The organism is Microbacterium sp. GXF0217 (assembly GCF_054798195.1).
Genome location: NZ_JBSJZG010000003.1, coordinates 133,959 through 160,942, shown reverse-complemented (window position 1 = coordinate 160,942; position 26,984 = coordinate 133,959). Strand labels below are relative to the sequence as shown.

32 protein-coding genes are annotated in these 26,984 nt (G+C 68.3%); 12 read left to right on the top strand and 20 right to left on the bottom strand.

Annotation, left to right across the window (positions count from 1 at the left end):
• Positions 1-6 precede the first annotated feature (6 nt).
• Complete coding sequence (locus tag ACWAT3_RS07000) at positions 7-411, bottom strand: MerR family transcriptional regulator (RefSeq protein WP_460797019.1); 405 nt, start codon at positions 409-411, stop codon at positions 7-9.
• A gap of 53 nt (positions 412-464) precedes the next feature.
• On the opposite strand from ACWAT3_RS07000, the gene ACWAT3_RS06995 reads away from it, so the two are divergent.
• Positions 465-1,370, top strand: a complete 906-nt coding sequence (locus tag ACWAT3_RS06995) for an NAD(P)/FAD-dependent oxidoreductase (protein ID WP_460797018.1) — start codon at positions 465-467, stop codon at positions 1,368-1,370.
• 12 nt (positions 1,371-1,382) lie between these two features.
• On the opposite strand, the gene ACWAT3_RS06990 is transcribed toward ACWAT3_RS06995, so the two are convergent.
• From ACWAT3_RS06990 to ACWAT3_RS06975, 4 genes are read right to left on the bottom strand one after another with little or no spacing between them, the layout of a single operon-like run.
• Positions 1,383-2,006: a histidine phosphatase family protein gene (locus ACWAT3_RS06990; protein WP_460797016.1), complete on the bottom strand. Its 624-nt coding sequence runs from the start codon at positions 2,004-2,006 to the stop codon at positions 1,383-1,385.
• Positions 2,007-2,010: 4 nt separating this feature from the next.
• Positions 2,011-2,376, bottom strand: coding sequence for a DUF5684 domain-containing protein (locus ACWAT3_RS06985; RefSeq protein ID WP_460797014.1), 366 nt, complete (start codon positions 2,374-2,376; stop codon positions 2,011-2,013).
• 29 nt (positions 2,377-2,405) lie between these two features.
• Positions 2,406-2,702 (bottom strand): winged helix-turn-helix domain-containing protein, encoded by a 297-nt coding sequence (locus ACWAT3_RS06980; RefSeq protein ID WP_460797013.1) that lies wholly within the window; start codon positions 2,700-2,702, stop codon positions 2,406-2,408.
• On the bottom strand, positions 2,683-2,844 hold the full coding sequence (locus ACWAT3_RS06975; protein WP_460797011.1) for a hypothetical protein: 162 nt from the start codon (positions 2,842-2,844) through the stop codon (positions 2,683-2,685). The genes ACWAT3_RS06980 and ACWAT3_RS06975 overlap by 20 nt, the downstream gene beginning before the upstream one ends.
• A gap of 269 nt (positions 2,845-3,113) precedes the next feature.
• Here ACWAT3_RS06975 and aspS point away from each other — a divergent pair, with 269 nt between their 5' ends.
• The 4 genes from aspS to ACWAT3_RS06955 all read left to right on the top strand — a co-directional run bounded on the left by aspS (position 3,114) and on the right by ACWAT3_RS06955 (position 8,618).
• On the top strand, positions 3,114-4,895 hold the full coding sequence (aspS, locus tag ACWAT3_RS06970; protein WP_460797009.1) for an aspartate--tRNA ligase: 1,782 nt from the start codon (positions 3,114-3,116) through the stop codon (positions 4,893-4,895).
• A gap of 272 nt (positions 4,896-5,167) precedes the next feature.
• A complete protein-coding gene (locus ACWAT3_RS06965; protein ID WP_460797008.1) occupies positions 5,168-5,350 on the top strand; it encodes a YegP family protein in 183 nt (60 codons plus the stop codon).
• A 239-nt stretch (positions 5,351-5,589) separates the two neighbouring features.
• A complete protein-coding gene (locus ACWAT3_RS06960) occupies positions 5,590-7,614 on the top strand; it encodes an aldo/keto reductase (RefSeq protein ID WP_460797006.1) in 2,025 nt (674 codons plus the stop codon).
• A complete protein-coding gene (locus tag ACWAT3_RS06955; protein WP_460797005.1) occupies positions 7,593-8,618 on the top strand; it encodes a LacI family DNA-binding transcriptional regulator in 1,026 nt (341 codons plus the stop codon). The genes ACWAT3_RS06960 and ACWAT3_RS06955 overlap by 22 nt, the downstream gene beginning before the upstream one ends.
• A 12-nt stretch (positions 8,619-8,630) precedes the next feature.
• On the opposite strand, the gene ACWAT3_RS06950 is transcribed toward ACWAT3_RS06955, so the two are convergent.
• From ACWAT3_RS06950 to ACWAT3_RS06910, 9 genes are all read right to left on the bottom strand, one after another.
• Positions 8,631-9,386: an amino acid ABC transporter ATP-binding protein gene (locus tag ACWAT3_RS06950; RefSeq protein ID WP_460797003.1), complete on the bottom strand. Its 756-nt coding sequence runs from the start codon at positions 9,384-9,386 to the stop codon at positions 8,631-8,633.
• Complete coding sequence (locus tag ACWAT3_RS06945; RefSeq protein ID WP_460797001.1) at positions 9,383-10,180, bottom strand: amino acid ABC transporter permease; 798 nt, start codon at positions 10,178-10,180, stop codon at positions 9,383-9,385. Before ACWAT3_RS06945 ends, ACWAT3_RS06950 begins: the two co-directional genes overlap by 4 nt.
• 31 nt (positions 10,181-10,211) lie before the next feature.
• A complete protein-coding gene (locus ACWAT3_RS06940; RefSeq protein ID WP_460797000.1) occupies positions 10,212-11,027 on the bottom strand; it encodes a transporter substrate-binding domain-containing protein in 816 nt (271 codons plus the stop codon).
• Between the two features lie 143 nt (positions 11,028-11,170).
• Positions 11,171-11,473: a Dabb family protein gene (locus ACWAT3_RS06935; protein WP_460796999.1), complete on the bottom strand. Its 303-nt coding sequence runs from the start codon at positions 11,471-11,473 to the stop codon at positions 11,171-11,173.
• Positions 11,470-11,727 carry a glutaredoxin family protein gene (locus ACWAT3_RS06930; protein ID WP_460796997.1) on the bottom strand — a complete coding sequence of 86 codons (258 nt, stop codon included), beginning with the start codon at positions 11,725-11,727 and terminating at the stop codon, positions 11,470-11,472. The genes ACWAT3_RS06935 and ACWAT3_RS06930 overlap by 4 nt, the downstream gene beginning before the upstream one ends.
• The gene (locus tag ACWAT3_RS06925; RefSeq protein ID WP_460796996.1) at positions 11,724-12,026 is read right to left on the bottom strand and encodes a rhodanese-like domain-containing protein; all 303 of its coding nucleotides are present in this window, start codon (positions 12,024-12,026) and stop codon (positions 11,724-11,726) included. The genes ACWAT3_RS06930 and ACWAT3_RS06925 overlap by 4 nt, the downstream gene beginning before the upstream one ends.
• A 106-nt stretch (positions 12,027-12,132) precedes the next feature.
• On the bottom strand, positions 12,133-12,231 hold the full coding sequence (locus ACWAT3_RS06920; RefSeq protein WP_003792170.1) for a 30S ribosomal protein bS22: 99 nt from the start codon (positions 12,229-12,231) through the stop codon (positions 12,133-12,135).
• A gap of 124 nt (positions 12,232-12,355) precedes the next feature.
• Entirely contained in the window at positions 12,356-12,547 is a 192-nt protein-coding gene (locus tag ACWAT3_RS06915; protein WP_460796995.1) for a helix-turn-helix domain-containing protein, read from the bottom strand.
• Positions 12,548-12,634: 87 nt separating this feature from the next.
• Complete coding sequence (locus ACWAT3_RS06910) at positions 12,635-13,555, bottom strand: TetR/AcrR family transcriptional regulator (RefSeq protein WP_460796993.1); 921 nt, start codon at positions 13,553-13,555, stop codon at positions 12,635-12,637.
• Between the two features lie 104 nt (positions 13,556-13,659).
• Here ACWAT3_RS06910 and ACWAT3_RS06905 point away from each other — a divergent pair, with 104 nt between their 5' ends.
• Both ACWAT3_RS06905 and ACWAT3_RS06900 read left to right on the top strand, forming a co-directional pair.
• Positions 13,660-14,568, top strand: coding sequence for an ATP-binding cassette domain-containing protein (locus ACWAT3_RS06905; protein ID WP_460796992.1), 909 nt, complete (start codon positions 13,660-13,662; stop codon positions 14,566-14,568).
• Positions 14,565-15,389 (top strand): ABC transporter permease, encoded by an 825-nt coding sequence (locus ACWAT3_RS06900; RefSeq protein ID WP_460796990.1) that lies wholly within the window; start codon positions 14,565-14,567, stop codon positions 15,387-15,389. Before ACWAT3_RS06905 ends, ACWAT3_RS06900 begins: the two co-directional genes overlap by 4 nt.
• A gap of 54 nt (positions 15,390-15,443) precedes the next feature.
• Here the strand turns inward: ACWAT3_RS06900 and ACWAT3_RS06895 are convergent, their stop codons facing one another.
• Positions 15,444-15,851, bottom strand: a complete 408-nt coding sequence (locus tag ACWAT3_RS06895) for an ArsR/SmtB family transcription factor (RefSeq protein ID WP_460796989.1) — start codon at positions 15,849-15,851, stop codon at positions 15,444-15,446.
• 88 nt (positions 15,852-15,939) lie between these two features.
• Between ACWAT3_RS06895 and ACWAT3_RS06890 the strand changes: the two genes are divergently transcribed.
• A complete protein-coding gene (locus tag ACWAT3_RS06890) occupies positions 15,940-17,370 on the top strand; it encodes a TrkH family potassium uptake protein (protein WP_460796988.1) in 1,431 nt (476 codons plus the stop codon).
• Entirely contained in the window at positions 17,363-18,034 is a 672-nt protein-coding gene (locus ACWAT3_RS06885; protein ID WP_460796986.1) for a potassium channel family protein, read from the top strand. The genes ACWAT3_RS06890 and ACWAT3_RS06885 overlap by 8 nt, the downstream gene beginning before the upstream one ends.
• 13 nt (positions 18,035-18,047) lie before the next feature.
• Here ACWAT3_RS06885 and ACWAT3_RS06880 read toward each other — a convergent pair whose 3' ends face one another.
• Positions 18,048-18,335, bottom strand: a complete 288-nt coding sequence (locus ACWAT3_RS06880; protein ID WP_460796985.1) for a DUF1905 domain-containing protein — start codon at positions 18,333-18,335, stop codon at positions 18,048-18,050.
• Between the two features lies 1 nt (position 18,336).
• The gene (proC, locus tag ACWAT3_RS06875) at positions 18,337-19,176 is read right to left on the bottom strand and encodes a pyrroline-5-carboxylate reductase (RefSeq protein ID WP_460796983.1); all 840 of its coding nucleotides are present in this window, start codon (positions 19,174-19,176) and stop codon (positions 18,337-18,339) included.
• 77 nt (positions 19,177-19,253) lie between these two features.
• Between proC and ACWAT3_RS06870 the strand changes: the two genes are divergently transcribed.
• Positions 19,254-20,225, top strand: a complete 972-nt coding sequence (locus ACWAT3_RS06870; protein ID WP_460796981.1) for a cation diffusion facilitator family transporter — start codon at positions 19,254-19,256, stop codon at positions 20,223-20,225.
• 138 nt (positions 20,226-20,363) lie between these two features.
• On the opposite strand, the gene ACWAT3_RS06865 is transcribed toward ACWAT3_RS06870, so the two are convergent.
• Positions 20,364-20,819 (bottom strand): nucleoside deaminase, encoded by a 456-nt coding sequence (locus tag ACWAT3_RS06865; protein WP_460796979.1) that lies wholly within the window; start codon positions 20,817-20,819, stop codon positions 20,364-20,366.
• 44 nt (positions 20,820-20,863) lie between these two features.
• Here ACWAT3_RS06865 and upp point away from each other — a divergent pair, with 44 nt between their 5' ends.
• Positions 20,864-21,496, top strand: a complete 633-nt coding sequence (upp, locus tag ACWAT3_RS06860; RefSeq protein WP_429461499.1) for a uracil phosphoribosyltransferase — start codon at positions 20,864-20,866, stop codon at positions 21,494-21,496.
• A 54-nt stretch (positions 21,497-21,550) separates the two neighbouring features.
• Here the strand turns inward: upp and ACWAT3_RS06855 are convergent, their stop codons facing one another.
• Together ACWAT3_RS06855 and nadE are read right to left on the bottom strand one after the other, a co-directional pair.
• Positions 21,551-25,027 (bottom strand): TM0106 family RecB-like putative nuclease, encoded by a 3,477-nt coding sequence (locus ACWAT3_RS06855; protein WP_460796978.1) that lies wholly within the window; start codon positions 25,025-25,027, stop codon positions 21,551-21,553.
• A 53-nt stretch (positions 25,028-25,080) separates the two neighbouring features.
• Complete coding sequence (gene nadE / locus ACWAT3_RS06850; protein WP_460796976.1) at positions 25,081-25,899, bottom strand: ammonia-dependent NAD(+) synthetase; 819 nt, start codon at positions 25,897-25,899, stop codon at positions 25,081-25,083.
• A gap of 121 nt (positions 25,900-26,020) precedes the next feature.
• On the opposite strand from nadE, the gene ACWAT3_RS06845 reads away from it, so the two are divergent.
• On the top strand, positions 26,021-26,971 hold the full coding sequence (locus ACWAT3_RS06845) for an aldo/keto reductase (protein ID WP_460796975.1): 951 nt from the start codon (positions 26,021-26,023) through the stop codon (positions 26,969-26,971).
• Positions 26,972-26,984 lie beyond the last annotated feature (13 nt).

The following is a 26,984-nucleotide window of genomic DNA, read 5'->3' as shown; positions in this document are numbered from 1 at the left end:
CCAGCCTCAGAACCGCGCCAGGACGTCCTCGACACCTGCTCGGAACCGGGGGCAGGTGGTGATGTCATGGGCGCTGCAGCGCAGCGCATGCTCGGTCATCTCCCGTGACCGGCGCATCTCCTCCATCCGCCGATCCAGGTCGTCCAGATGCGCGTGCAGCACCTCATGCCGCCCGGAGCGGCCGTCGTCGAGCAGCACGCCGATCTGCTCGAGCGACATGCCCGCGGCCTTGCTGCGCTGGATCACCGCGATGCGCACGATGTCGTCCTCGCCGTATCGGCGGCGGTCGGCATCATCGCGATCCGGGCGGAGCAGGCCGACGCTCTCCCAGTGCCGGAGGACGTTCGTGGGCAGATCGAAGCGCTCCGCGACCTCCCCGACGGACCAGGGACGAGAAGGACTTGACTTCATGTTGACATGAAGTCACAGACTGATCCCGAACGCAACCTCGGAAGGACTAACTCATGTTCGACGCCATCGTGATCGGCGCAGGTCCCGCAGGCCTGCAGGCGGCCCTGACACTGGGGCGGATGCATCGTTCCGTGCTGGTGCTGGACTCGGGCGAGTATCGCAACGGACCCGTGGCGCACATGCACAACGTCGTCGCGAACGATGGGACGCCGCCCGCCGAGTTCCGCGCCACCGCCAGAGCGCAGCTGGCCGCCTACGACGACGTCGAGATCAGGGATGCCGAGGCGACCCGCGTCGCCGGCGAGGCGGACGATTTCACGGTCGAACTCGCCGGCGGAACGTCCGAGCGGGCGCGCCGAGTTCTCCTGGCGACCGGCGTCGCCGATGTGCTTCCCGCGGTCCCCGGCCTCGACGGCCTGTGGGGCCGCGGCGCCTACAACTGCCCGTTCTGCGACGGGCACGAGTTCTCGGGGGCGCGCATCGGCATTCTCGGTGCCACGGAGCGCAGCGCCCACCTGATCGGGATGCTGGGGCGGATCGCCGGCGAGATCATCGTGTTCCCGCTCGACGACGCCGCTCACCCGGACGTCGTCGAGCTGCTCGCGCAGACCGGAGCCACCGTGCACCCCGCCCCGGTTGAGAGCGTCGAGGGAACGGACGGCGACGTCACCGTGCGCACCACCGAGGGCGACGTGCCGGTCGCCGGGCTGTTCGTGGCGGTGGGAGACATCCGTCAGCGCGCACCGTTCGCCGAGCAGCTCGGACTGCGGATGCTGCCCTCCGGCGCGATCGAGGTCGATGACTTCGGGAGCACCTCGCTGCCCGGTGTGAGCGCAGCGGGAGACCTCGCCCATCGTGCGGCACTCCCCGGCATCATGGCGTCAGTCGTCGCCGCGGCCGCCGCCGGGCAGATGGCGGCCGTCGGCGCCGTGCGGGACCTGATGGCGTCAGCGCACTGACGGCGGCCAGGCTCAGACCGCGCCGAGATCCACGCCGCCCGCAGCCGGCTCCGCGTAGCCGACCTCGCGCCAGACGTCGCCGACGCGCTCGAACGACGTGACGCTGGAGAGCGAGCAGCGCCGGGTCCGCGGATCGTGTCGGAGCGGGAGGCCCGCGACAGACAGATGCGTGATCCAGATCGGCGCCTGGTGCGAGACGAAAACGATGTCACCGGCATCCGTCTCGTGCCAGGCGTCGTCCATCGCCTGACGCATGCGCTCGGCGATCGAGGCGTACGCCTCGCCCCAGCTCGGCGTGGACGGCCGGCGCAGGTGCCACCAGTTGCGCGGATCCCGCAGCGCCTTGCGCATGCGCGTGCCCTCGAAGACGTTCGTCGGCTCGATGATCCGCTCTTCGATCTGCGCGGGGAGTCCGAGCAGCTCGGTGAACGGCTCGGCGGATTCCCGCGCGCGTTGCAGCGGAGAGCAGCGCAGCTGTGCGACCTCGTGGTCGAGACCGACGATGTACTCCGCAGCGGCCAGGGCCATGCCGCGGCCGGCGTCGCTCAGCCGGAAGTTCGGCAGCCGACCGTAGAGCACACGATCGGGATTGTGCACCTCGCCGTGGCGGACGAGGTGCAGGCGCTCGGCCGGCACCCGATCAGACCTTCCGGTACTCGGCCGACCCGAACCCGATGATGAGGTGCCCGACGAACGGGAAGAGCCAGAGCAGGAAGAACGAGAAGGCCCCGCCCTTGCCGAAGTTCGCGCCCTCTTTGATCGCCACCACGATCGCGAACACGAAGTTCACGACAGGGATCAGGTAGAGCAGCGCGAGCCACCCTGACATGCCGGCGATCTTCACGAGGATGACCCAGTTGACGATGGGGATCAGAGCCAGGATGCCGGGGTAGCCGGCCTTGGCGAACACCTTCCACATCGTCACCGCGTACAGCACGTACAGCACGATGCCGGTCACCACCGAACCGGTCGAGAAGAGCTGCTCGGTGATCAGATTCGAGTCCATGGCCGCGAGTCTAGCGAGAGCCCCGTTCCTCACATCTGCCCTGTGATCGCCCGCAGCGCTGCGACATGACGCTCGAGCGCACGCCGTCCGCTGAGTGTCGAACGCACCCAGGTGCGCGGACGCGCGCCGACGTAGCCCTTCGTGACCTTCACGTACCCGAGCTTCTCGAGGTGGGAGATGCCCTTGCTCAGGGCGGAGTCGTCCGCCTCGATCAGATCCCGCAGGCTCGAGAAGTCGAGTTCGACATCGCCGCCGAGTGCCGCCATGAGCGAGAGGCGCACCGGCGTGAGCAGCGCCTCGTCGAGCTCATGCCGCGGATGCGCCACGGCGTGCTCTCGGGACGAAGGCCGACAGGACGAGGAAAGCCGCGACGATCGTGCCGACGCCGACGGCGATGCCGGGAGTGACGGCATCGGACGCGATGATGATCGGGGGCAGGATCAGCGTCATCGTCGTCCCGCCGAACACCTGCGCTCCTCCCGCCGAAGACCCCGTTCACATGAAGACGCCGACGTAGGCGGCCAGCATCGCCGCGTAGCTCAATCGCACGATGGCGTGACCCCGCGGCATCCGCTGTGCCCGACCGCGGAGGTCTTCGATCCGGCGAAGTCAGCTCGCCCCCGATTCGCTTTCCATATGGCAAGCATGTGCCGACCGCCAAGAGCCTGCAACCCTCGCCGCCGCACGTGCTCGCCTAGAATGGGCGGGTTCCCTTTTCCGAACTGGAGGAATCTTCCGTGCTTCGCACTCACACGACCGGCTCTTTGCGAGCCGAGCACATCGGTCACACCGTCACCCTCACGGGTTGGGTCGATCGTCGTCGTGATCACGGAGGAGTCGCGTTCATCGATCTCCGGGATGCCTCCGGCATCGCCCAGGTGGTCATCCGCGACGAGGAGATCGCGCACCCGCTGCGCAGCGAGTTCGTCCTGAAGGTCACCGGCACCGTGTCGGCTCGACCGGCCGGCAACGAGAACCCGAACCTGCCCACCGGCGAGATCGAGGTCATCGCCGCAGAGGTCATCGTGCTCAACGAGTCCGCTCCCCTGCCGTTCCAGGTGTCGACCGGCCTTGAGGGCGGCGACCCGATCGGCGAGGACGTGCGGTTCAAGTACCGCTACCTGGACCTGCGCCGCCCGCAACCGGCCTCCGTCATGCGCCTGCGTTCGCAGGTGTACAAGGCGATCCGCGACGTCCTGCACGAGCGCGACTTCACCGAGGTCGAGACGCCGACGCTCACGCGCTCGACGCCGGAGGGCGCCCGCGACTTCGTCGTACCCGCTCGCCTTCACCCCGGCAGCTGGTACGCGCTGCCGCAGTCCCCGCAGCTGTTCAAGCAGCTGCTCATGGTCGGCGGAGTGGAGAAGTACTACCAGATCGCGCGCTGCTACCGTGACGAGGACTTCCGCGCCGACCGCCAGCCCGAGTTCACGCAGCTCGACATCGAGATGGCCTTCGTCGATCAGGAGGACGTCATCGAGATGATGGAGGCCGTCGTCACCGCGATGTGGGCCACCATCGGCGTCGAGGTGGAGACCCCGCTGCCGCGCATCACCTATGCCGACGCCATGGCGAAGTACGGCTCCGACAAGCCGGACCTGCGCTTCGGCCTCGAGCTGGTCGAGGCGACGCCGTACTTCTCCGAGACGCCGTTCCGCGTATTCCAGTCCGACTACGTCGGCGCCGTGGTCATGCCCGGTGGCGCATCGCAGCCCCGCAAGGTGCTCGACGCGTGGCAGGAGTGGGCGAAGCAGCGCGGCGCGCGCGGACTCGCCTACGTCCTCTTCAACGAGGACGGCACGCTGGGCGGCCCGGTCGCCAAGAACCTGTCCGAGGCCGAGCAGGCAGGCCTCGCCGAACTCGTCGGAGCTGCGCCGGGCGACTGCGCGTTCTTCGCCGCCGGATCCGCGAAGGACAGCCGCGCACTTCTCGGCGCCGCGCGCGTCGAGATCGGTCGCCGTCTGGGTCTGCTCGACCCCGACACGTTCGCCTTCACCTGGGTGGTCGACGCTCCGATGTTCGAACCGGCAGCGGATGCCGTTGCCTCCGGTGACGTCGCCGTCGGCGCCGGGGCATGGACGGCCGTGCACCACGCATTCACCGGCCCGAAGCCCGAGTTCGAGGACACCTTCGACACCGACCCCGGTTCCGCTCTCGCCTATGCGTACGACATCGTGTGCAACGGCTCCGAGCTAGGCGGCGGGTCGATCCGCATCCACCGCGAGGACGTGCAGAAGCGTGTGCTCGAGGTCATGGGCATCAGCCAGGAGCAGGCAGACGAGCAGTTCGGCTTCCTGCTGGACGCGTTCAAGTTCGGCGCTCCTCCGCACGGCGGAATCGCGCTGGGCCTTGACCGCGTGCTGCAGCACCTGTCCAAGACCGAGTCGATCCGCGAGGTCATCGCGTTCCCGAAGACCGGAAACGGCTTCGACCCGCTGACGTCGGCTCCGGCCCCGATCACGGACCAGCAGCGCAAGGAAGCAGGCGTCGACTTCGTCCCGGAGGATGCCGAGGCCTGACCCCGTCCTGCCTGCGGAACCCCGTCGCATCCACACGGATGCGACGGGGTTCCGTCGTTTCGGAGCCGCGCCGACGGCCGCGACCTCACGGTACGTGAGGTCTGGGAGACTGGATGCATCGCACCGCGGCTTCAAGTACGCGATCTCCCCGGCCTGAGCCTCCCTGGCCGATCGGCCGTCGGAATCCGGACTCTTCCCCTCGGCATCCTGCCCCCGCTAGCGTGTGACGCGGGCGGCCTCCCAGTGCCCGTCACTCAGGGGAAGGATGCCTCATGGCAGGCAAGTTCGAGCTGTACCAGGACAAGGGCGGCGACTACCGGTTCCGGCTCAAGTCGGGCAACGGCGAGGTCATCGCCACCGGCCAGGGGTATTCGTCGAAGTCGGGAGCGCTGAACGGGATCGACTCGGTGCGCCGCAACGCCGCGGATGCCGAGGTCGTCGAAGTCGACGGCTGATCAGACCTCCGAGACCCCCGCTGACGGCATCCGCAGCGGGGGTCTCCTCGTCGCGCCCGAGCCTGTCGCCGTCCCCGCGCGCGGCTGAGCTCCGACGCGTTCTGGGTCTGCGCGGTCGCCGCTGGCGGCCGTGCCGCGTCGGACGCCGTGAGCGTTCACGAAGAGCTTGACCGTGGCCCCCTTCGGGACTAACGTGACTAACACGTGAACGTTCACGAGATTTGCTCGAAAGGACAATGGTGACCCCTCAGCTCGCAGTCGACGACACCCGTACCCGCACCGGTGGATGGGCCGTGCTCGGCCCGGGGAGCATCGCACGGCGATTCCTCGCCGGTCTCGCCTCCAGCGACGGCGAACTCGTCGCGGTCGGCAGTTCGAACAGCTCCCGCGCCCGCGCGTTCGCGGACGAGGCCCAGGAGCAGGGCGCGGTGGATGTGAGGGCGGACGGCTACGCGCAGGCGGTCGCGGACCCGCGCGTCGACGCCGTGTACGTGTCCAGCGTGCACACAGCGCACCCCGCTCTCGTTCTCGAAGCGCTCGCAGCAGGCAAGGCCGTGCTGTGCGAGAAGCCGCTCTCCGTGAACCACGGCACGACGATGGCACTCGTCGATGCCGCACGCCAGGCCGGCGTCCCGCTCGTCGAGGCGTACATGTACCGCTTCCACCCGCAGACGCGCGCCGTGCTCGAACTCATCCGCGAGGGCGCCATCGGCCGCGTAGTCCACATTGATGCCTCGTTCGCGTTCCGGGTCGGCGAGCGCGCCGGTCGACTGTTCGACCCGGCTGTCGCCGGCGGCGGCATCCTCGACGTGGGCGGCTACCCGACCACGATGGCCGCCGCGATCGTCGACGCCGCCGACGGCGTGCACGCCTCGGAGCCCGTCGAGCTGACGGCCTCCGGAACGCTGGGTCCCACCGGCGTCGACGAGTGGACCGTCGCGAGGGCGACGTATCGCAGCGGGATCACCGCGACACTGACCACCGGCGTCAATGCCCCAGCTGAGAACACGGTCACGATCCTGGGCGAACGCGGCAGCATCCACATCGCCGAGCCGTGGGTGCCCGCCGGCGACACCACGATCGAGATCGCGGCGACCGATGGCGTCCGCACGATCACGATCGACGCGACGGATGCGTACGGCCTCGAGGCGGATGCGACGATCGCCGCCCTCCGCGACGGGCGGGCGGATGCGCCGGAGATGACCTCGGCGGAGACCCTGGCGACCGCGCGCACCCTCGACCGGTGGCGTGCAGCGATCGGACTGGAGTACGCCTTCGAGGCCGACGACGCCGACATCCCGCCGGTCCGCGCCGCGTCCCGCGCGAATGCAGGGAGCACCCCGACCGCGATGCGGTACGGCGAGATCGCCGGCATCGACAAGCGCGTCTCCCGGCTCGTGATGGGCGTCGACAACCAGCCGAACCTCGCGCATGCCTCCGCCGTCTTCGACGTCTACGCAGAGCTGGGCGGCAACGTGTTCGACACGGCCTACATCTACGGCGACGGCGACCTCGAGCGGCGTCTCGGCCGATGGATCGCGAACCGCGGCATCCGTGAGGACGTCGTGGTGATCACGAAGGGCGGGCACACGCCGCACTGCGACCCCGAATCCGTCACGCGCCAGCTGTTCGAGAGCCTGGAGCGCCAGGGCACCGACTACGCCGACATCTACATGCTCCACCGAGACAACCCCGACGTACCCGTCGGGGAGTTCGTCGACGTACTCGACGAGCACGCCCGCGCCGGTCGGATCCGCGTGTTCGGCGGCTCGAACTGGAGCCCGGAGCGCATCGACGAGGCCAACGCGTACGCCAGGGCCAACGGCCGTCAGGGATTCGGCGTCGTCAGCGACCACTTCGGACTCGCCGAGGCCTACGACGTGCCGTGGGACGGCTGCGTGCACGTGACGGATGCCGCGTCGAGGCGCTGGCTCGAGGAGCGGCAGATCCCCCTCCTGCCGTGGTCGTCGCAGGCGCGCGGCTTCTTCACCGGCCGCGCCCGTCCCGACGACTTCAGCGACCCCGAGCTCGTGCGCTGCTACTACAGCGACGAGAACTTCGAGCGCCTGCGTCGCGCAGAGCACCTCGGTGCCGAACGAGGCGTCCCGACGACCGCCATCGCGCTCGCCTACGTCCTCGCGCAGCCGTTCCCCACGTTCCCCCTCTTCGGACCCCGTACGATCGAGGAGACCCGCTCATCGATGCGGGGACTCACCGTCGATCTCACGGCTGAAGAGGTGGCATGGCTGAACCTGGGCAGCTGACCGATCGGGGCGATCCTGCTGAGGGATCGCCCCGTCGGCGGGCGACCATCCTCGACGTCGCCGCGGCTGCCGGCGTCTCGCGGCAGACGGTGACCCGAGCGATCAACGACATGCCGGGAATCAGCGCCGAGACCAAGAGCCGCGTCCTCGACGCCGCGAATGCGCTCTCGTACCGTCCGTCCCGCTTCGGGCGGGGGCTCGTCACGGGCGGCGATCGCCAGCTCGGACTGGTCGTCAGCGATCTGCGCAACCCCTACTCGCCCGAGCTGGCCGCCGCGATCGTGCGCCGTGCGGCCATCGACGGATGGAGCGTCTCGCTCGTCGACATCGGCCTGGCCGGCGCGGCCGACCGGATGCTGCGCTCACTGCACGCGCAGGTGGACGTCGTCGTCGGCTACCTCGGTGCGTGGGCTCCGGAGTGGGGGCGCCGATTCGGCACCACGCCGCTGATCCTCCTCGACGCCGGAGACGACTCTCCGCACCCCGGCGTTCTCCTCGATCCGACCGCTGCGATCGACGATCTGGCAGCTCATCTCGTCTCCGTGGGCACGCGCCGCCCGGTCGTGCTGGACGCGTCGGAACCTCATGCCACCAGTGGCCGCGGGCGGGAGATGATGGCGGCGCTCGAACGGCACGGTCTCGCGCCGGAACTCGTCCACGCCGCGGCATCCACGCCCGAGCACGCCTCGGCGGTCGCGGCGCAGGTCGTCCGCCGCGCTTCGCCTCCGGACGCCGTCCTCGCGTTCAACGACCTCATGGCCTTCGGCGTGCTGTCGGCGTGCCGGCACGCCGGACTCGACGTGCCGCACGACATCCGCGTGGCCGGCGTCGACGGCCTGTCGATCGGCGTGCTCGTCGCACCGACCCTCACGACGCTCGCGGTCGACTTCGACGAGGTCGCCCGTCATACCCTCGAGCTGGCTGTCGCCCTCACCGATGGGGATGCCGGTGTCGACGCGCACCGGATCGTGAGCCACCGGCTCGTGCTGCGCGAGTCCGCATAGTCGCGGTCACGACTACAGGACCCGCGAGAGGAAGTCCTTCGTGCGCTGATGCTGCGGGTCGGCGAGGACGGTACGCGGGTCGCCCTCTTCGACGATCTGGCCGCCGTCCATGAAGATCAGACGCGAACCGACCTCGCGCGCGAACCCCATCTCGTGGGTCACGACGAGCATCGTCATGCCCTCTTCAGCGAGCGAGCGCATGACCTGCAGCACCTCGCCGACGAGCTCGGGGTCGAGTGCGGACGTCGGCTCGTCGAAGAGCATCATGTCGGGGTTCATGCACAGCGCTCGCGCGATCGCCACACGCTGCTGCTGACCGCCGGAGAGGTGACCCGGATACGCGTCCACCTTCTCCGTCAGTCCCACGCGGCCCAGCATCTCGCGCGCGACGGCTTCGGCGTCCGCCTTGGAACGCTTCAGTACGCGCCGTTGGGCGAGAGTGAGGTTTCCGAGCACGCTGAGATGCGGGAACAGGTTGAAGCTCTGGAACACCATGCCGATGCGGGTGCGCACCCGATCGATGTCGACGTCGGGATCGGTGATGTCGATGCCCTCGATCTGGACGCTCCCGGCGGTGGGCTCCTCGAGGAGGTTCACGGAGCGCAGCAGCGTCGATTTGCCGGACCCGGACGGTCCGATCACGCAGACCACCTCGCCGGCTGCGACAGTGAGGTCGATGCCCTTCAGCACTTCGTTGTCCCCGAAGGACTTCCGCAGGTCTCGGGTCCGGATCGCCGGCGCGGTGATATCGATCAGATCGGTGCTCATCGCTGGTTCGCCAATCGTCGTTCGAGCCACGCGCTGAACCGCGTGAGAGGTATCGTCACGACGAGATAGAGCAGCGCCGCCATGATGAGCGGCGTCGCGTTCGCGTTCTGCGTCGTCGCATCACGGGCGAAGGTCGTGAGCTCCTTGGACCACAGGAACGTCCCCACGATGAACAGCAGCGAGGTGTCCTTGAGCAGCAGGACGAACTCGTTCGTGAGAGGCGGGATGATGATGCGGAAGCCCTGGGGGATGACGACCCAAAAGGTCGTCTTCATCGGCGACATCCCGAGCGAGCGAGCGGCCTCCGTCTGGCCCTTCGGTACCGCCTGGAGTCCCGCGCGAATCGTCTCAGCCATGTAGGCGGACGCCACGAGGATCAGGCCGATGAGACCGAGGACGACGGGTCCACCGAGTCGCTGCGCCGGGACGCCTGCCGCGATCGGCACGATGAACCCGACGGCGAAGATCGTCAGGATCGCAGGAAGTCCGCGGAACAGCTCGATCCACACCGTGGCGATCCAGCGGAACGGACCGACCGCGGACATCTTCATCAACGCCAGGACGACGCCGAACACGAGTCCCCCCGCGAAGGCGACCACCGTGAACCACAGGGTGTTCACCAGCGCCGTCGTGATGATGCCCGGAAGCATCTTGACGGCGACCTCTGGGTTGAAGAAGAGCGGCCCGAGCCTGGCCCAGTCCGTCGAGATCACGACCCACACAAGGATCGCGATCAGCACCGCGTACACCGAGTACCGGTAGAGCTTCTGTTTCTGAGTGCGCTTCAACGCCATCGTGTGCGCCCTTACGGCCTGTCTCGCCGGATCAGTTCGCTGTGAAGTACTCGTCGTAGATGGTCTGGTAGTCGCCGCTGTCCCGCAGCTCCTGCAATGCGCCGTTCACCGCCTCGAGGAGTTCGGTCTTCTCACCCTTGGCGAACGCGAAACCGTACTGCTCGTCGGTGTTGTACGTCTCGACGATCTCGTACGCCTCGTCCGCCTTCTCGTGCTCGAGGTTCACCGGCTGGTCCTGCAGGATGGCGTCGATCGTGCCCGCCTGGATCGCCGGCCACAGCTCACCGTCAGACGGGAACTGCAGGATCTGAGCATCCGCCGCGTTCTCGTTCGCGTAGCTTTCACCGGTGGTGCCCTGCTGCACGCCGACGAGCTTGCCGCCGAGGTCCTCGATGGAGGCGATGCCGGAGTCCGTGCGCACCAGCAGCGACTGGAGCGAGTCGTAGTACGGGTCGGAGAAGTCGAGGTTCGCCTGACGCTCTTCGGTGATCGTCATGGCCGATGCGGCGATGTCGCACGTGCCCGAGGCCAGGGTCGTACCCGACTGGAGGGCGTCGAATCCGGTGTCCTGCACAGCCAGCTCCAGATCGAGCTTCTCCGCGACGGCGGCGAGCAGATCGATGTCGAAACCGGTGTAACCGGTGCCGTTGTCTCCGCCCTCGAACTCGAAGGGAGCGTAGGGGATGTCGGAGCACACGGTCAGTGTGCCGTCCGAGACGAGCCCGTAGTCCGCACCGCTCTCGGGAGCTTCAGCCCCAGGGTCGGATCCACCGGCGCAGCCGGCGAGGAAGAACACCGATGCGGTCGCGAGGGCGACGCCGGTGACGATGGTGCGACGACGGGTCATGATCGCTCCTGTGTGACGGGGCGAAGGCGCCCGCTGACGGTTGGGTGAACACATCTAAACACGTCGCGACGCCGATGACCGTGGATAATCGCCGCAGCGAGGTTACGTTTCGGTTTCAGCAGGTGTGGTACCCGGTGCTGCGCTCAGACCTCGAAGTCGACGGCGACGCGCCCTGACACGACCGATCGGATGTACGCGGCCGCCTCCTCGTGCGCAGGGTGCAACTGATACGCCTCGAGCGCCGCGGCATCCGCGAAGTCCGAGACGAGCGTGACGTCCCAGTTCGCGTCGGGGTAGAGGCTGTTCGCCCCCGCCGAGATGGCGAGCAGCTCGGGGACGACACCGGAGAGCGCATTCAGACGCCGCGCGACCTCTGCAGCCTGGGCTGCGCGCTCCGCGGCATCCGCGCTGGCGAGCTTCCACATGACGACGTGTCGGATGGTCATGCCTTCTCCAGTCGTTCGCGCAGTCGATCGGGCGACACGCGCCAGTGCGCGTGCAGTTCGCCGTCGATCAGGAGCACCGGGATCTTCTCCCACCACAGGTCGTACAGTGCTGGGTCTTCTTGGATCGATGCCTCGACGATCTCGATGCGCTCCGCCGTCTCTTCCGGGAGGTCGGCGATCACGGCATCCACGACCTCGTGGGCGACGTCGCAGAGGTGGCAGTCCGGCTTGCCGATGAGGGTGAGCGTGGTCACGCGGACGGAATCGCGATCTCGCGTCCCTGCGCGGCCCACTCTCCCGTGCCGCCGTCGACGTTGGTCACGTCGTAGCCGCGCGATTCGAGGGCCTCGACGACGCGTGCGGAGCGTCCGCCGATCTGGCAGATGACGTGGAACGCCTCGGACGGCAGCTCTTCCAGGCGGTTGCCGATCTCGGACATCGGGATGTTCACCGCTCCGGGGACGTGACCGCGCGCGAACTCGTCACGCTCGCGGACGTCGATGAGCGGGGTGTCGGACTTCTCGGCGAGTTCGGCGACGGTGATCGACTTCATTGCTTCCTCAAGGACGGGACGGTCGGGCCTGACTCATGGGAGAGACACAAAGCGCCCCCTGTCGACTCGCTCGAGGAGCAGTCGGGGGCGCTCGTGTCTGGGCCGCTTACTTCTTGTTGCGGCGCTGGTGGCGAGTCTTGCGAAGCAGCTTGCGGTGCTTCTTCTTCGCCATGCGCTTGCGGCGCTTCTTGATGACAGAACCCACGGAAACCTCACTACGTCAGGGGCTGGATGTCGCACTATTCGGGACACCCGGGTACGGGCACGGAAAAATGCCTCGGATCAGTCTAGCAAACGGAACGCCGTGCGCCGGTCACATGCCCGATCGGTCAGCCGGCGTCGGCGATCGGGCGCCGCATCGCGTCGGCGACGGCCGACTCCGGCACGCGATAGCTGCGACCGAATCGGATGGCCGGCAGGTCTCCCGAGTGCACGAGCCGGTACACGGTCATCTTCGACACGCGCATGATCTCGGCGACCTCGGCGACCGTCAGGAAGCGAACGTCTGGAACTTCGGGCATCCCCTGTACCCCTTTCTGCTGAAGCACACTCTAGGGCGAACGTGTCACGCGTGTAAACCCGCGTGACTGCTGTGACGGATGTGACTGTCAGCCGCGCGCAAGGCGTTCGCGTGCGTCGCGCAGCACCTGCCGCTCGTGCTTGCGCGCGTCGCGCAGCGCTTTCTCGGCATCCCGCACGGCCTTCTGCGCTTCGCGAAGCTTCTTGTCCCCCGCGAGCCCTGCCGTGTCGACCTCGAGCCACTCCTGGATCGCAGCATGCTCCTCACCGCGATCGAGCCCGTCGATGTACATGCCGACGCCGTCGAGCAGGCGCTCTGCGGCGAATCGGAACGGATCCATCTGATCGACGAACACTCCGGCGTCGATCGCGCTGCGCAGATGCGGGTACTCCTCCGCCGCGATCACGCGGTCGAACAGCGCCGACTCCCGCGCCGAGACCTCCTCAGCCGTGAGGCCGGTGATGCGCGCCTGCTCCGAGTAGCCGGCGAGGACCATTCCGTACCAGCGCGCTTGACCGGTCATCGCGAGTGCGACGGCCAGCCGCTCGGACTCGGCCAGCGGGGTGTCCGCGAGCGCCTCGAGGCCCGCATCGATCCACGCCGAGCTGTTGGGAGTGATCGGCGAGCCGGTGATGGGCAGCGACAGGATCCACGGGTGGCGCAGGTAGATGAGCACCTGCGCCTCGAACAGCGCACGGAGCCGGTTCCGCCAGCCCTCCTGCTCGCGGTGTCCCTCCGGAGGCAGCCCCGTCGCCTCCTCCTGCATGAGCAGCAGCAGATCGTCCTTCGCGCTGACGTACCGATAGAGCGACATCGGCGTGAATCCGAGTCTCGCCGCGACGGCGGCCATCGACACGGCTCCGATCCCGTCGGCATCGGCGAGTTCCACCGCGGCCTCGACGATCCGCTCGACGCTCATCTCGCGCTTGGGTCCGCGCTGCGGGTTCGCCGCGACTCCCCATGCCAGCGCGATGCCGCGAGGCAGCTCCGGAAGTTCCTCGTTCGTCATGCCGCCATCCTACTTCTGTTTATCTACTAAACCGTGTGTTATGGTCATACACAGTTGTATCTGTAATACACAGTTTACGTGCTGCACAGAAAGGAAACCTGCTCATGCCCACACCCGCGATCCAGATCGAGGGGCTGCACAAGCGCTTCGGCGATCACGTCGTCCTCGCCGGCATCGACCTGACGGTCGCACCCGGCGAGGTGTTCGCGCTGCTCGGCCCGAACGGCGCAGGCAAGACCACCGCGATCAACATCCTCACGACGCTCACCCGGCCGGATTCCGGCGCCGTCTCCGTCGGCGGATTCGACGTCCGCACCGACCCGACGGCCGTCCAGCAGCGGATCAGCCTGACCGGCCAGTCCGCTGCCGTCGACGACGCCCTCACCGCAACCGAGAACGTCGTGATGTTCGGCCGGCTCTCGGGGCTCAGCCGCGCGGCAGCCGGCCGCCGCTCCGCCGAACTGCTCGCCCGATTCGGCCTCGCCGACGCCGCTTCCCGCGCGGTGCGCACTTATTCCGGAGGCATGCGGCGGCGCCTCGACCTCGCGCTGAGCTTCGTCGTCACGCCCGAGATACTGTTCCTCGACGAGCCGACGACAGGGCTGGACACCCGCAGTCGACGCGACCTGTGGGAGATCATCCGCGCCATGGCGGATGCCGGGACGACGGTGTTCCTCACTACGCAATACCTCGAGGAGGCCGACCAGCTCGCCGATCGGATCGCCGTCCTGCACGAAGGGCGGATCGCGGCGCTCGGGACGGCCGCCGAGCTGAAGGCCCGCGTGGGTGGGGACAGCGTCGAGGTGCACGACGATCAGGGCGAACTGATCCGGACGGTGGCGACCGACGGCAGCATCCCGGGCCTGCGCCGCGCGCTCGACCAGCTCGATGAGCAGGGCACCACGGGGACGGTGACGCTGCGCCGACCGAGCCTCGACGACGTGTTCCTCTCCCTGACCACCCCCGACCGCACCGGCGACCTCGTCGCCGCCACCTCCGAGGAGCCCGCATGACCAGCCTCACCGCCTCCGCTGCAGGCACAGGGCGCTCTTCCGCGCCGACGATCCGTCCGCGTCTTCGCGGCGCCACCGCCGAACTCGTGTTCGTCGGGCGGAGCCTTCGGCATTCGCTGCGCGACGGTGAATCGCTGTTGATGGCGATCATGCTGCCGGTGATGCTCATGCTGATGTTCACGTGGGTGTTCGGCGGCGCGATCGATCCGTCCGGCGCCTACGTCGACTACGTCGTTCCCGGCATCATCCTGACGTGCGCCGGATTCGGTGCGTCATCGACCGCGGTGTACGTCGCGAACGACATGCGCACCGGCATCATCGACCGGTTCCGCACCATGCCGCTGCGCGCGGGGGCCGTGCTCACGGGCCACGTCGTGGCGAGCCTGATCCGCAACCTCGTGGCGACGTCTCTCGTCATCGGCGTCGGCGTGCTGGTGGGCTTCCGGCCGACGGCCGACATCGGCGAGTGGGTCGCGACGGGCGCGCTCATCGCGCTGTACATCCTCGCGATCACCTACCTGTTCGCCGCGATCGGGTTGGCGGCCGGGTCTCCGGAGGGCGCGAACGGCTACGGTTTCGTCCTGCTGTTCCTGCCGTATCTGTCGAGTGCGTTCGTGCCGGTGGCGAGCATGCCTGAATGGCTGCAGCCGATCGCCGAGTACCAGCCCATCACCCCGATCGTCGAGACGATCAGAGCACTGCTGATGGGCACGCCGGTCGACAGCGAGCCGTTGCAGGGGATCCTCTGGTGCGTCGCGATCCTCGCGGTCGCCGTCGTGTGGGGTGCCTGGCTCTTCCGGCGCAAGGCCGGGCGGCGCTGACCGCGGCATCCGATCGAATCCGTCAGGCGCCGTGCGCCTGGCGGGTTCGTCGTGTCAGCCGCCGAGTCGCTTGAGCGCGCTCTGCACGACGTGCTTCGCGGATGCCGCGGCGCGACCGACCGCCTCAGCCGCGTGCGCCGCGCCGTCGGGAAGAGGGGCGAGTTCGAGGTCGGTGCGGTCATCGAACGCGTCGACCAGGAAGGGCATCAGCCAGTCGTCGACGATCTCGAGTGGCTCGATGGCCAGGCTGTAGTAGCGGCGCTGTCCGTCCTCGCGCACCGTCACGAGATCGGCTTCGCGCAGCACCTTGAGGTGCTTGGACACGGTCGGCTGGCTGATGCCGAGCTCACTGACGATCTGGGTCACGCTGGTGCCGGCATCCCCATCGGACGACCGCCGGAGCAGGAGCTGGAGGATGTCTCGCCTCGTGCCGTCCGCGATCACGTCGAAGATGTCGGTCATGAGATCAGGGTAGTCGTCCCGCGGGCGGAGTACCATGACGAAGGCTCCTCAGCGGGGCGACTCCACCGGTCGACAAGAAAGGGGAACGATGTCAGGCACCTCGTCTGCCGTCTCTCCCCGGCGTGGCCTGCAGCGCGCATTCCAGCTCGTGAAGCACCTGGTGACGTCATCGCCCTCGCGGTTCGCGATCGTCATCTTCGCTGCCCTGGTGCTCGTGTTCACCGCACTGCTCTCGCTGCCCTTCGCGTCAACGTCCGGCACCATCACTCCGCTCTCGGACGCACTGTTCGTCGCCGTCTCCACGATCTGCGTGACGGGCCTCGCGACGGTCGACATGGCGACGCACTGGTCGGGTTTCGGTCATGTCGTCATCTTCATCGGAGTGAACATCGGCGGCATGGGCGTGCTGACGCTGGCCTCGCTGATGGGAATGGTGATCTCCAAGCGCCTCGGCCTCCGCGCGAAGCTCATCGCGGCGGGTGACACGAACCCGCTGCGCGCTCACGGCGGGCCGGTCAACGAGGGGCAGACCGTGCGCCTCGGCGAAGTCGGCCAGCTGCTGACCACGGTCGCGCTGTCGACGCTCGTGATCGAGGGCGTGGTCGCCGTGCTGCTCTACCCCGGACTCGTGATGGCGGGGATCGACCCGCTCGTGGCCCTGTGGGAGGCGCCGTACTACGCAGCGATGTCGTTCACCAACACCGGGTTCGCTCCGAACGCCGGCGGGGTCGGCGTGTTCGCCGACGACTACTTCGTGCTGACCGTCCTCATGATCAGCGTGTTCCTCGGCAGCATCGGGTTCCCGGTGATCTACACGCTCGCCAAGCATCACTGGCACGTCAACCGCTGGTCGCTGCACACCAAGCTGACGCTCATCACCACGATCATCCTGTTCTTCGCCGGCGCCGCCGTGTTCCTGATCCTGGAGTACGACAACCCGCAGACCTTCGGATCGATGGATGCCGCGGACACCACGTTCCAGGCCTTCTTCCTGTCCGCCATGACGCGCTCCGGCGGCTTCAACGTCATCGACATGGCCGATCTCAACGGATCATCGCTCGTGGCAGGATCCATGCTCATGTTCGTCGGCGGCGGCTCGGCATCCACCGCCGGCGGCATCAAGGTGACCACCCTCGCCGTCCTCGCGATCGCCGTCTGGTCGGAGGCCAAGGGCCGCCAGTCCGTCGAGGTCTTCGGCCGCCGCATCCCCAGCGACGTGCAGCGCGTCGCGCTCTCGGTCGTCGCCTGGGGGGCGACGATCGTCGCCCTGTCGACGATCGTGATCGCGCAGATCACCAAGGCCGACATCAGCCACGTGCTGTTCGACGTGATCTCGGCCTTCGGCACGGTCGGACTGTCGACGGGGCTCACCGCGGAGCTTCCGGATTCCGCGTCCTACGTGATGGCGGCGACGATCTTCATGGGACGCGTTGGTACAGTGACTCTCGCCGCGGCAGTCGCCGCGACGTCGCGAACGCAGCTCTACTCGCTGCCCGTGGAAAGGCCGATCGTTGGTTGACGTCATCCGGGGCGATGCCCCCGTTCTCGTGATCGGACTCGGCCGCTTCGGCGCCGCGTGCGCCGGCGAACTGGATCGGCTCGACCGCGAAGTGCTCGCGATCGACGACAGCCTCGAGCTCGTGCAGAAGTGGTCCGACCGGGTCACTCACACGGTCCAGGCCGACGCCCGCAACATCGACGCGCTGCGCCAGATCGGTGCACAGGACTTCCAGGTCGCGGTGGTCGCGGTCGGCTCGCTGATCGAGGCATCCGTCCTCATCACGGCCAATCTCGTCGACCTCAAGGTCCCCCAGATCTGGGCGAAGGCCGTGTCGCAGTCGCACGGCAAGATCCTCGCGCGCGTCGGCGCGAACCACGTCATCTACCCCGAACGCGAGGCCGGCGAGCGCGTCGCGCACCTCGTCAGCGGGCGGATGCTGGACTTCATCCGCTTCGACGACGACTTCGTGCTGGCGAAGATGTACCCGCCGAAGTTCATCCGCGGCGTCGGCCTCAACCAGTCCGGCGTGCGCACGAAGTACAACGTCACGGTCGTCGGCGTGAAGAGCCCGGGCAAACCGTTCCGCTATGCCGAGGCCGACACCGTCGTCACGAACCACGACCTCATCATCGTGTCGGGGACGAACATCGACATCGAGCGGTTCGCCAGCCTCGACCGCTGAGCGCGGCACCGCCTCAGGCGTCGATGTCGAGCGTGATCTCGATCTCCTCGCCGATGGTGATGGATTCGGCGACCTGCAGCGCCTTCCTGATCGGCACGATGTAGCCGCCGTCCTTCGGCCAGAGCGACGTCGACAGCGTTGTCCCGCCCACGGTGACCTGCACCGGGATCATCCCCCAGCCGTACGTGACGATGCCGGCGACGTCGTGGATCATCTCGCTCTCGAGATCGGGCACCGTGACGAAATGGAACGGCGCGGGGCCCCGCCAGTACCAGACCGGCCCGGCGAAGCGCAGCTGCATGTCAGGCCCCTGCGGCCAGTTCGCGCGCGCGTGCCAGCGCGGCATCCGTCGCCTCGGCGAAGACCGTGTCGAGGCGGGCATCCTGCAGAACGGCGATGGCGCGCTCTGTCGTGCCGGCCGGGCTCGTCACTCGGCGGCGCAGCTCGGCCGGATTCTCACCGGAGGCGTCGAGCAGAGCCGTGGCTCCGATGAACGTCTGCTCGGCCATGAGCCGGGCATCCGCTTCGCCGAACCCCTTGCCGATGGCGGCCTTCGTGAGCTCTTCGATCAGCAGGAAGACGTAGGCGGGCCCGGAGCCGGAGATCGTGGAGAGCGCATCGATCTTGTCCTCGGGGACCTCGATCACAGCGCCGACCAGCTCGAACAGGCGGCGGACGACTGCGACATCATCCGCGCTGGCGGCGGCGCCTGCCGCGAGGCCGGTGACCGCCTTGCCGACCGTGGCGGGGGTGTTCGGCATCGAGCGGATCACGCGAGCGCCGTCGCCGAGATGCTCGGCGAACGTCGCGAGGGTGACCCCCGCGGCGAGGCTGACCACGATCGCGTCAGGGCGCAGCGCTGGGGCGATCTCGCGGAGAAGGTCGGGCACCATCGCCGGCTTCACGCCGACGAGGATCACCTGTGCGAATGCCGCGGCATCCGTGTTCCCGTCCGGTCGCTCCTCCAGTGCGATCGCCGTGACGCCGGCGAGATCTGCGAGACCCGCGGCCTTCTCGGCCGTGCGGTTCGTCGCGACGATGCCGCCCGCGACCGGGATGCCGGAGGCGACGACCCCCTGCAGGATCGCACCGCCCATCGAACCCGCACCGAGGAACGCCAGGGAAGGAAGGGAGTCAGCCATACCGTCATCCTAAGACGGGTCCTGGACCTCCCCGCGGGCCTGTGACGTCGGCCGGACCGCGGCTCTAGAATCGTGCCATGAGTGCATCCGGCGGCGGCAAGGCCATTCTCGCGGCGTTCTTGGCGAACATGGGCATCGCGCTGGCGAAGTTCATCGCCTGGGCGCTTTCGGGATCGGCATCCATGCTCGCCGAGGCGATCCACTCGGTCGCCGACTCCGGAAATCAGCTGCTGCTCATGCTCGGCGGGCGCAAGTCGAAGAAGGTCGCGGATCGCGAGCATCCCTTCGGGTACGGCCGCGAGCGCTACGTCTACGCGTTCGTCGTGTCGATCATCCTCTTCTCCGTCGGTGGCGTGTTCGCGATCTACGAGGGAATCGACAAGCTCACGCATCCGCACGAGCTCGACGCCAACTGGTGGTGGCTGCCGATCGTGGTTCTTCTCGTCTCGATCGGTTTGGAGTCGTTCTCGCTGCGCACCGCCGTTCGCGAGAGCAACCACGTGCGCGAGAAGGGGCAGTCCTGGGTCTCGTTCGTCCGACGAGCCAAGGCGCCGGAGCTCCCTGTCGTCCTGCTCGAGGACGTCGGCGCACTGACCGGTCTCACCTTCGCCCTCCTGGGCGTCGGCCTCACCGTGATCACGGGCAACCCGCTGTTCGACGCACTGGGCACGCTCATGATCGGTACGCTCCTCGTCGTGATCGCGATCGTCCTCGGGGTGGAGACCAAGAGTCTGCTCGTCGGCGAGGGCGCGAACGCCGGCGACCACGACCGGATCGTCGACGCGATCACCTCGGGTGCCGAGGTCGAGAAGCTCATCCACCTGAAGACGCTCTACCTCGGCCCCGATGAGCTGCTCGTGGTGGCGAAGGTCGCCCTCTCCGGCGACAAGACGGTGCGCGAGGCCGCCGACGACATCGACGACATCGAGAAGCGGATCCGCGATGCCGTTCCCATCGCCCGCGCGATCTACGTCGAGCCGGATATCTACCGTCCGTCGCTCGATCCTGAGCCGTCGACCGACGTGTTCGTGCTCAAGTCCGCGGACTGATCCGGCGTTCCGTCCGTCGGAGAAATCCCCTCCGTCGGACGCATTCCCGGAATTCGGTCCGACCCGGAACACTTCTCCGACGTTGCGACGCGCGGATGCGGTGCTGCGCGGGCGCGGATGCCGAATCCGGATGCCGCGTCAGCGCCGGGCTTCGAAGAAGTCGCGCAGCAGGACGGTCGCGGCCTGCTCGTGGAGACCGCCGATCACCTCGGCACGATAGGGCAGGCGCCGGTCGCGCAGCACGTCGTACATGGACCCCGCTGCCCCGGCTTTCTCGTCCCAGGCGCCGAACACGACTCGCCCGACGCGGGCCTGCAGAATCGCGCCGGCGCACATGACGCACGGTTCGAGCGTGACGACCAGGGTGTGGCCTTCCAGGTTCCACGACCCGAGGGATGCCGCAGCGGCACGGAGGGCGACGATCTCCGCGTGCCCGGTGGGATCGTGCGTCTCCTCACGGGTGTTCCGCCCAACGGCTGCGACGCGGCCTGACGCATCGAGCACGACCGCCCCGACGGGCACGTCACCGGTCGCCGCGGCCTGGCGAGCGAGCTCGAGTGCGCGCAGCATCCCCTGTTCGTCGGATCCGGTCATACGTCGACCCTATTGCCGGCGCCCGCGGGCATTACCCTTGATCCATGCGTGTTCACGTCGCCGACCACCCTCTCATCACCCACAAGCTCTCGGTGCTGCGCGACGCGCGCACCCCGTCGCCGGTCTTCCGCCAGCTGACCGAAGAGCTCGTGACGCTGCTCGCCTATGAGGCGACGCGCAACGTCCGGGTCTCGCCTATCGAGATCACGACCCCGGTCGCGACGACGATGGGCGTCAAGATCTCGGAGCCGCGGCCGATCGTCGTGCCGATCCTGCGCGCCGGACTCGGGATGCTGGAGGGCATGGTCAAGCTGCTCCCCACGGCCGAGGTCGGATTCCTCGGCATGGTCCGCGACGAGGAGACGTTCGAGCCGACGACGTACGCGGAACGGCTGCCGGACGACCTCAGCGACCGTCAGTGCTTCGCGATCGACCCGATGCTCGCGACCGGAGGCTCGTTGGCCGTCGCGATCCAGTTCCTGTTCGACCGCGGCGCGAAGGATGTCACCGCGATCTGCCTGCTCGGCACACCCGAGGGCGTCGCCGCGATCGAGAAGCTCGTCGGGGACCGTGATGTCACGCTCGTACTGGGCGCGCTCGATGAGCGCCTCAACGAGAAGGGCTACATCGTCCCCGGTCTCGGCGACGCCGGAGATCGGCTGTACGGCACGGTCTGATCGCCCGGCGCGCAGGCGTCGAGCTCGGCCGGCGCTGGTCCCGGACTCGCCCGCTCATGGAGCGCCGACGAGCCGGGCGAACGCACTGAGACGCGCGACGCCCTCGACCGTCCACGGGAGATCGTCGAGCAGCGCCGGCGAATGCACGAGGTAGGCGACGCTCTTCGCCCGTGAGATCGCGACGTTCAGCCGGTTCTGCAGCAGCAGGAACTCCGGGCCGCGCGGGGCGTCCCTCCCGCTGGATGCCGCCAGCGATGTGATCGAGACGACGGCCTCCTTGCCCTGGAAGTTGTCCACTGTGCCCACTGGGACGCGGTCGTACCCGGCATCCGTCAGGACCTCGTGGATCAGCTGCTTCTGCGCGTTGTACGGGGCCACGACGATGATGTCGGTCTGTTCGAGCGGGCGCGGCGCCGCATCGGCCATGCCGTCGGTATAGCCGCGCCCGAGCAGATCCTGCACGATGCGCAGCACCGCGGACGTCTCCTCGGGCGACTGGGTGGCGTTGCCGCGGTGACGGACCGGAACCACGTGCACGCCCGGCGCGACGCCGTCGACGAGACGGGCCTCCGTACCGGGCGCTGATGCGAGCCGGCCGGCATACGCCAGACGCGACACCGGCTCGGCGACGGCCGGATGCATCCGCCACGAGTTCGCCAGGAAGTACCCATGCGCCGGGTCCAGCACCTGCTGCTCGGCCATGACCCATCCCAGCGCCGAGGTGTCGACCGGTTCGGGATGCGTGCCCTGGCTCACCTGCGGAAGCTGCTGCGGATCGCCCAGCAGAAGCAGATTCTTCGCCCCCGCAGCCACCGCGATCGTGGAGGCGAGCGAGAACTGCCCTGCCTCATCGATCACGAGAAGGTCGAGCCCGCCGCGCTCGACCCGACGCGTATTGCTGAAGTCCCACGCGGTGCCGCCGACGACGAATCCCTCAGGATGCTCGCCGATGAAGGCGGCCATGCCGTCCTTGTTGATCACGGTGAACGGATGCTCGGCCTCGGCATCCTTCGGCTTCTTCGCGACCTGAGCGGCCGGGACGCCGTCTTCGATCACGCGACCGAGCAGCGTCTCGACGATGGCGTGCGACTGCGCGACGACACCGACCCTGAATCCGTGGTCCCGCACGAGACGAGCGATCACCTCTGAGCCGGTGAACGTCTTACCGGTGCCAGGAGGGCCCTGCACGGCGATGTAGCTGCGGTCCAGATCGAGGATGCCCCGCACGATCGCCTCGATCGTGTCATCGGGAGCGACGGGCAGCGCAGACCCCGAGACCGTGCGCGGCACCGCCTTGCGCAGGATGTCGGTCGCCGCGTCGAGCGGGAAGTCGGGCGCCGCGAGATGAACCGACTGCGCCCACTCCTCGATCGCCTTCTGCTGCGACGCCGCATTCGGCGGCGACGCGGGAGTCAGCGCGATCGGCAGATCGGGCCAGGTCTCGCCCCGCAGCGCGCGCTCGCGGACGACGTAGCCGTCGTCGAGGACCTCGACGATCTCGACCTCGTGGGGCATGTGGATCACACGCGACAGAGTGTCGAGCGCGAACGGCGCAGGCGTCTCGTAGAGGGCGTATGGGTTCGCCCCGACGCCGAGCGTGCTGCCCGGTGCTACTTCGCCCCGCAGCTCGACGAGCCTGGTCAGCGTGCGATTGCCTTCGCCGACGGCCCAGTCCTCGACCTCGCGACTCCGTTGGATGTCGACGCGGAGCACGTCGCGGGTCTGCTCCCACACCGACACGGGCTCGCGCAGCCGCTGGAAGTGCCCCTGCCAGAAGCTCTTCGCCTCACGCGGGTAATAGTCGATGGCCGCGGCGGCGACACGATGCACCTCGCCGTCTCGCCCGGCGCGCGCGGCCGAATCGCCGTCGGCGAGCAGCGCGAGCGACAGCGGCGACGGCTCGTATGCACGCGCCTCGACATCATCTGGTGGTGCTGGCCGTACCCCTGCCTTCTTCGCAAGACCGACCAGCCAATCACGCAGTCGGCGCGTCGACACGCAGTCGTAGCGGTTGTAATCGGCGAGATCGGCCAGGATGTCATCTGCCTCGGCATCGAGCCCGGACTCCCGCAGCGCGCGCGCCTGCACGTACTGGACGATCGAGTCATCGCCCTTCTGCACATCGCTGGTGCGCACCTCGGCGCCCATGTAGAGCGGCTCGAGCTTCTTGATCGAATAGGAGCGCGAACCGACGCGCACCGATCGAAGCACGAGCGGATAGAGGTCGACGAACACGCCGTCGCGCAGCAGGCGGTCGACGTCGGCCTCGCCCACGCCGTATCTGGCCGCCATCGCCGAGAGATGCGACGTCTCATACGGCGCGTAGTGATAGATGTGCATGTCGGGGTGGGCCTGGCGACGAGCCTTCACGAAGTCGAGGAAATCGATCAGCGCCTGCTTCTCGTCGGCGAAGGTGTGCGCCCACAGCGCCGAGTACTGCTCGGCGTTGTCGATCCAGCCGAACAGGTAGTCGATGCCCCATTCGGCGCTGCCGACCCGGTCGGCGTCGGTCGGCTCGGTGTAGAGGGGATCGCCCTCGAAGTCGAAGAAGATGTCGCCGTGGCTCGGCCGGGGCATCAGCCCGATCGCATGAGCAGAGACGAGTTCGAACGGCGGAGCGGCGTCCGACTCGGCCTGGACGCCCGCCTGCAGACGAGCCTGAGCCCGCAGCGCGGCGAAGGTGTCGGCGTTCATGCCTGCCGGAGCATCGGCAGCGGCCGCGAGCTCGTCGATCGTGCGGATGCCGACCGCGCGCAGCTTCTGCCGCTGCACCGGCCGCATGCGGGCCACCATCAGCAGGTCGCGATGAGCGATCACCTGCTCGTCGCACGTGGCGCACCGTCCGCACGCACTGATCTGGAGATCTCCTCGGTCATCACCCCACGCGAGCGGTTCTCCCCCGGCGCCGTCGACGATGCGCCGGTCGGCGATGAGGGCGCGCAGCCGCGCTCGTCTGACCCGGAACAGCGGAAGCAGGTCGTCCACGGCATGCGTGCTGAGCGTGCCGTCGCCGAGGATGAGGTCGACCTCGTCCGACCGCGGAATGCCGAGGCCGTCGAGCTGGTCGACGTATGCCGCAAGCTGCATGAGCGCCGTGACGCGGGCCGAACGGGCGAGCTTCGAGTCCTGCACACGCCAGCGCCCGTCGTCATCGCGCAGCAGGAAATCCGCGAAGCCCACGAACTCATCCGTCGAGAAGGCGGCCTGGAACACGACGCGGGCGTCGGAGCGCAGAGCGTCGTTCGTCTCGGCGACGACGGCGGCGAGGGACGCGGCCTCGCGCGAGGACACCTTCGACACCTCGTGCACGCCGGCGCCGAAGCGGTCGCGATACGCCTGCAGCACGTTCAGCTCGTGCACGTCGCCGAGTTCGGCGGCGCGCCTGAGCGTGGCATCCTCCGGCTCGACGACAGCGGGGACCCGACCGAGCTTGGCGTCGATCGCCCGACACCACGCGAACTCGCATTCAGCGGCGAGTTTCAGGTCGCTGGCGCTCCAGATGACGCGCTGCGCCTCGGTGTCGATCCTCATGCTTCGAGACTAGTTCCGGGGTCGGACACGGCCCCGGTCGATCAGCGTGCGTCTCAGCGCCACCAGGTGTCGGTCGGCGTCACGGGAAGGTGGCGCTTGTGCTGGGTGGCGAGGTACTTGCCCTCGATGCGCGCTGCCGCCTCGGCATCCACCTCGCGCCCCTCCAGGTAGTCGTCGATCTGCTCGTAGGTGATCCCGAGCTCGTCCTCGTCCGCCCGACCGGGCTGCCCGTCCAGCAGATCAGCCGTGGGCACCTTCAGCCACAGCCGGTCAGGGGCGTCGAGCGCGCGCAGCAGCGCCTTCCCCTGGCGCTTGGTGAGGCCGGAGAGCGGGAGGATGTCGGCGGCGCCGTCGCCGAACTTCGTGAAGAACCCGGTCACGGCCTCGGCCGCGTGATCGGTTCCGATGACCAGCATCCTGTCGTGGCCGGCCAGTGCGTACTGCGAGACCATACGGATGCGGGCCTTGATGTTGCCGCGGTTGAAGTCCGAGATGTCGGCACCGGCGGCCTGCTCGATGTCCTTCTCGACGCCGTCGACGCCGTGCTGGATGTTGACCTCGACCACTCGGTCAGCCGCGATGAACTCCAGTGCGGCCGCCGCGTCGTCCGCGTCGTGCTGAACGCGGTACGGGAGCCGGACCGCGATGAACGACGCTGTGGCCCCCTGCACTCGCGCCTTCTCGACGGCGAGCTGAGCCAGCCGGCCGGCGAGCGTCGAATCCTGCCCGCCCGAGATGCCCAGCACGAAACCGTGCGCGCCGGTGGTCACGAGGTAGTCCACGAGGAACTGCACGCGACGATCGATCTCCATGTGCGGATCGACGTCGGGCTGCACACCGAGATCCTCGGCGATCTGCTGCTGAAGCGACACGGAATCCTCCACTCTGTCCGCCTCCAGTATTGCGTGCGCTCATTACGGGCGGGTGACATCGAGGCGGAATACCTCACCGTGCCGCCGACTTGTCCTCAGCAGACGACGAAAGTGAGACCCCATGACCCTGATCGGCCGCAGCGACCTCGATGTGTTCCCCCTCGCCCTCGGCGGCAACGTGTTCGGCTGGACCGCCGACACGGATGCCTCGTTCGCGATCCTCGACGCCTTCACGGAAGGCGGCGGCGACTTCATCGACACGGCCGACGGATACAGCGCGTGGGCGCCGGGCAACTCGGGTGGCGAGAGCGAGACGATCATCGGCCAGTGGCTGGCCTCGCGCAAGCCGCAGGACGTCGTCATCGCGACGAAGGTCAGCACGCACCCGGAGTTCCGCGGGCTGTCCGCCCAGAACGTGCGCGCCGCTGCCGAGGCATCGCTGAAGCGGCTCGGCGTCGACACGATCGACCTCTACTACGCGCACTTCGATGACGAGTCGGTTCCGCTCGAGGAGACCGTCGCGGCGTTCGGCCGGCTCGTCGCGGACGGTCTCGTGCGTCACACGGCCGTCTCCAACTACTCCGCCGACCGCATCCGCTCCTGGATCTCGATCGCGCAGGATACCGGGACGGCACTGCCGGTCGCCGTCCAGCCGCACTACAACCTCGTGCATCGCAACGACGTCGAGGAGAGCATCCTCCCTGTCGCCGAGGAGTTCGATCTCGGCCTGGTGCCGTACTACGCGCTGGCGAGCGGATTTCTCACGGGCAAGTACCGGTCGGAGGATGCGTCGGCTGTCGCGTCCGCACGAGCCGGCGGCGCGGCGAAGTACGCCACCGCGCACGGACTGCGCATCATCGACGAGCTCGACCGCATCGGCACCGCGCACGGCGCATCGATCGCATCGGTCGCGCTCGCCTGGCTGCGATCGCAGCCCACGGTCGTGGCCCCGATCGCGAGCGCCTCCCGCGTCGAGCAGGTCGCGGATCTGCTCGCGAGCGCGCGCATCCAGCTGAGCGCCGAGGAGATCGCATCGCTGAGCGCGGTGTCCGCCTGGTCGTACGCGAGCTGACGCGGAGCCGGTC

Coding starts and splice junctions, on each gene's coding strand:
- ACWAT3_RS06845 (WP_460796975.1), top strand. CDS start 26,021: ATGACCCTGATCGGCCGCAGCGACCTCGATGTGTTCCCCCTCGCCCTC.
- ACWAT3_RS06965 (WP_460797008.1), top strand. CDS start 5,168: ATGGCAGGCAAGTTCGAGCTGTACCAGGACAAGGGCGGCGACTACCGG.
- ACWAT3_RS06895 (WP_460796989.1), bottom strand. CDS start 15,851: ATGACCGACATCTTCGACGTGATCGCGGACGGCACGAGGCGAGACATC.
- ACWAT3_RS06870 (WP_460796981.1), top strand. CDS start 19,254: ATGAGTGCATCCGGCGGCGGCAAGGCCATTCTCGCGGCGTTCTTGGCG.
- ACWAT3_RS06865 (WP_460796979.1), bottom strand. CDS start 20,819: ATGACCGGATCCGACGAACAGGGGATGCTGCGCGCACTCGAGCTCGCT.
- ACWAT3_RS06985 (WP_460797014.1), bottom strand. CDS start 2,376: ATGGACTCGAATCTGATCACCGAGCAGCTCTTCTCGACCGGTTCGGTG.
- ACWAT3_RS06905 (WP_460796992.1), top strand. CDS start 13,660: ATGCCCACACCCGCGATCCAGATCGAGGGGCTGCACAAGCGCTTCGGC.
- ACWAT3_RS06880 (WP_460796985.1), bottom strand. CDS start 18,335: ATGCAGCTGCGCTTCGCCGGGCCGGTCTGGTACTGGCGGGGCCCCGCG.
- ACWAT3_RS06855 (WP_460796978.1), bottom strand. CDS start 25,027: ATGAGGATCGACACCGAGGCGCAGCGCGTCATCTGGAGCGCCAGCGAC.
- proC (WP_460796983.1), bottom strand. CDS start 19,176: ATGGCTGACTCCCTTCCTTCCCTGGCGTTCCTCGGTGCGGGTTCGATG.
- ACWAT3_RS06950 (WP_460797003.1), bottom strand. CDS start 9,386: ATGAGCACCGATCTGATCGATATCACCGCGCCGGCGATCCGGACCCGA.
- ACWAT3_RS06910 (WP_460796993.1), bottom strand. CDS start 13,555: ATGACGAACGAGGAACTTCCGGAGCTGCCTCGCGGCATCGCGCTGGCA.
- ACWAT3_RS06945 (WP_460797001.1), bottom strand. CDS start 10,180: ATGGCGTTGAAGCGCACTCAGAAACAGAAGCTCTACCGGTACTCGGTG.
- upp (WP_429461499.1), top strand. CDS start 20,864: ATGCGTGTTCACGTCGCCGACCACCCTCTCATCACCCACAAGCTCTCG.
- ACWAT3_RS06955 (WP_460797005.1), top strand. CDS start 7,593: ATGGCTGAACCTGGGCAGCTGACCGATCGGGGCGATCCTGCTGAGGGA.
- ACWAT3_RS06925 (WP_460796996.1), bottom strand. CDS start 12,026: ATGAAGTCGATCACCGTCGCCGAACTCGCCGAGAAGTCCGACACCCCG.
- ACWAT3_RS07000 (WP_460797019.1), bottom strand. CDS start 411: ATGAAGTCAAGTCCTTCTCGTCCCTGGTCCGTCGGGGAGGTCGCGGAG.
- ACWAT3_RS06890 (WP_460796988.1), top strand. CDS start 15,940: ATGTCAGGCACCTCGTCTGCCGTCTCTCCCCGGCGTGGCCTGCAGCGC.
- ACWAT3_RS06900 (WP_460796990.1), top strand. CDS start 14,565: ATGACCAGCCTCACCGCCTCCGCTGCAGGCACAGGGCGCTCTTCCGCG.
- ACWAT3_RS06935 (WP_460796999.1), bottom strand. CDS start 11,473: ATGACCATCCGACACGTCGTCATGTGGAAGCTCGCCAGCGCGGATGCC.
- ACWAT3_RS06940 (WP_460797000.1), bottom strand. CDS start 11,027: ATGACCCGTCGTCGCACCATCGTCACCGGCGTCGCCCTCGCGACCGCA.
- ACWAT3_RS06995 (WP_460797018.1), top strand. CDS start 465: ATGTTCGACGCCATCGTGATCGGCGCAGGTCCCGCAGGCCTGCAGGCG.
- ACWAT3_RS06915 (WP_460796995.1), bottom strand. CDS start 12,547: ATGCCCGAAGTTCCAGACGTTCGCTTCCTGACGGTCGCCGAGGTCGCC.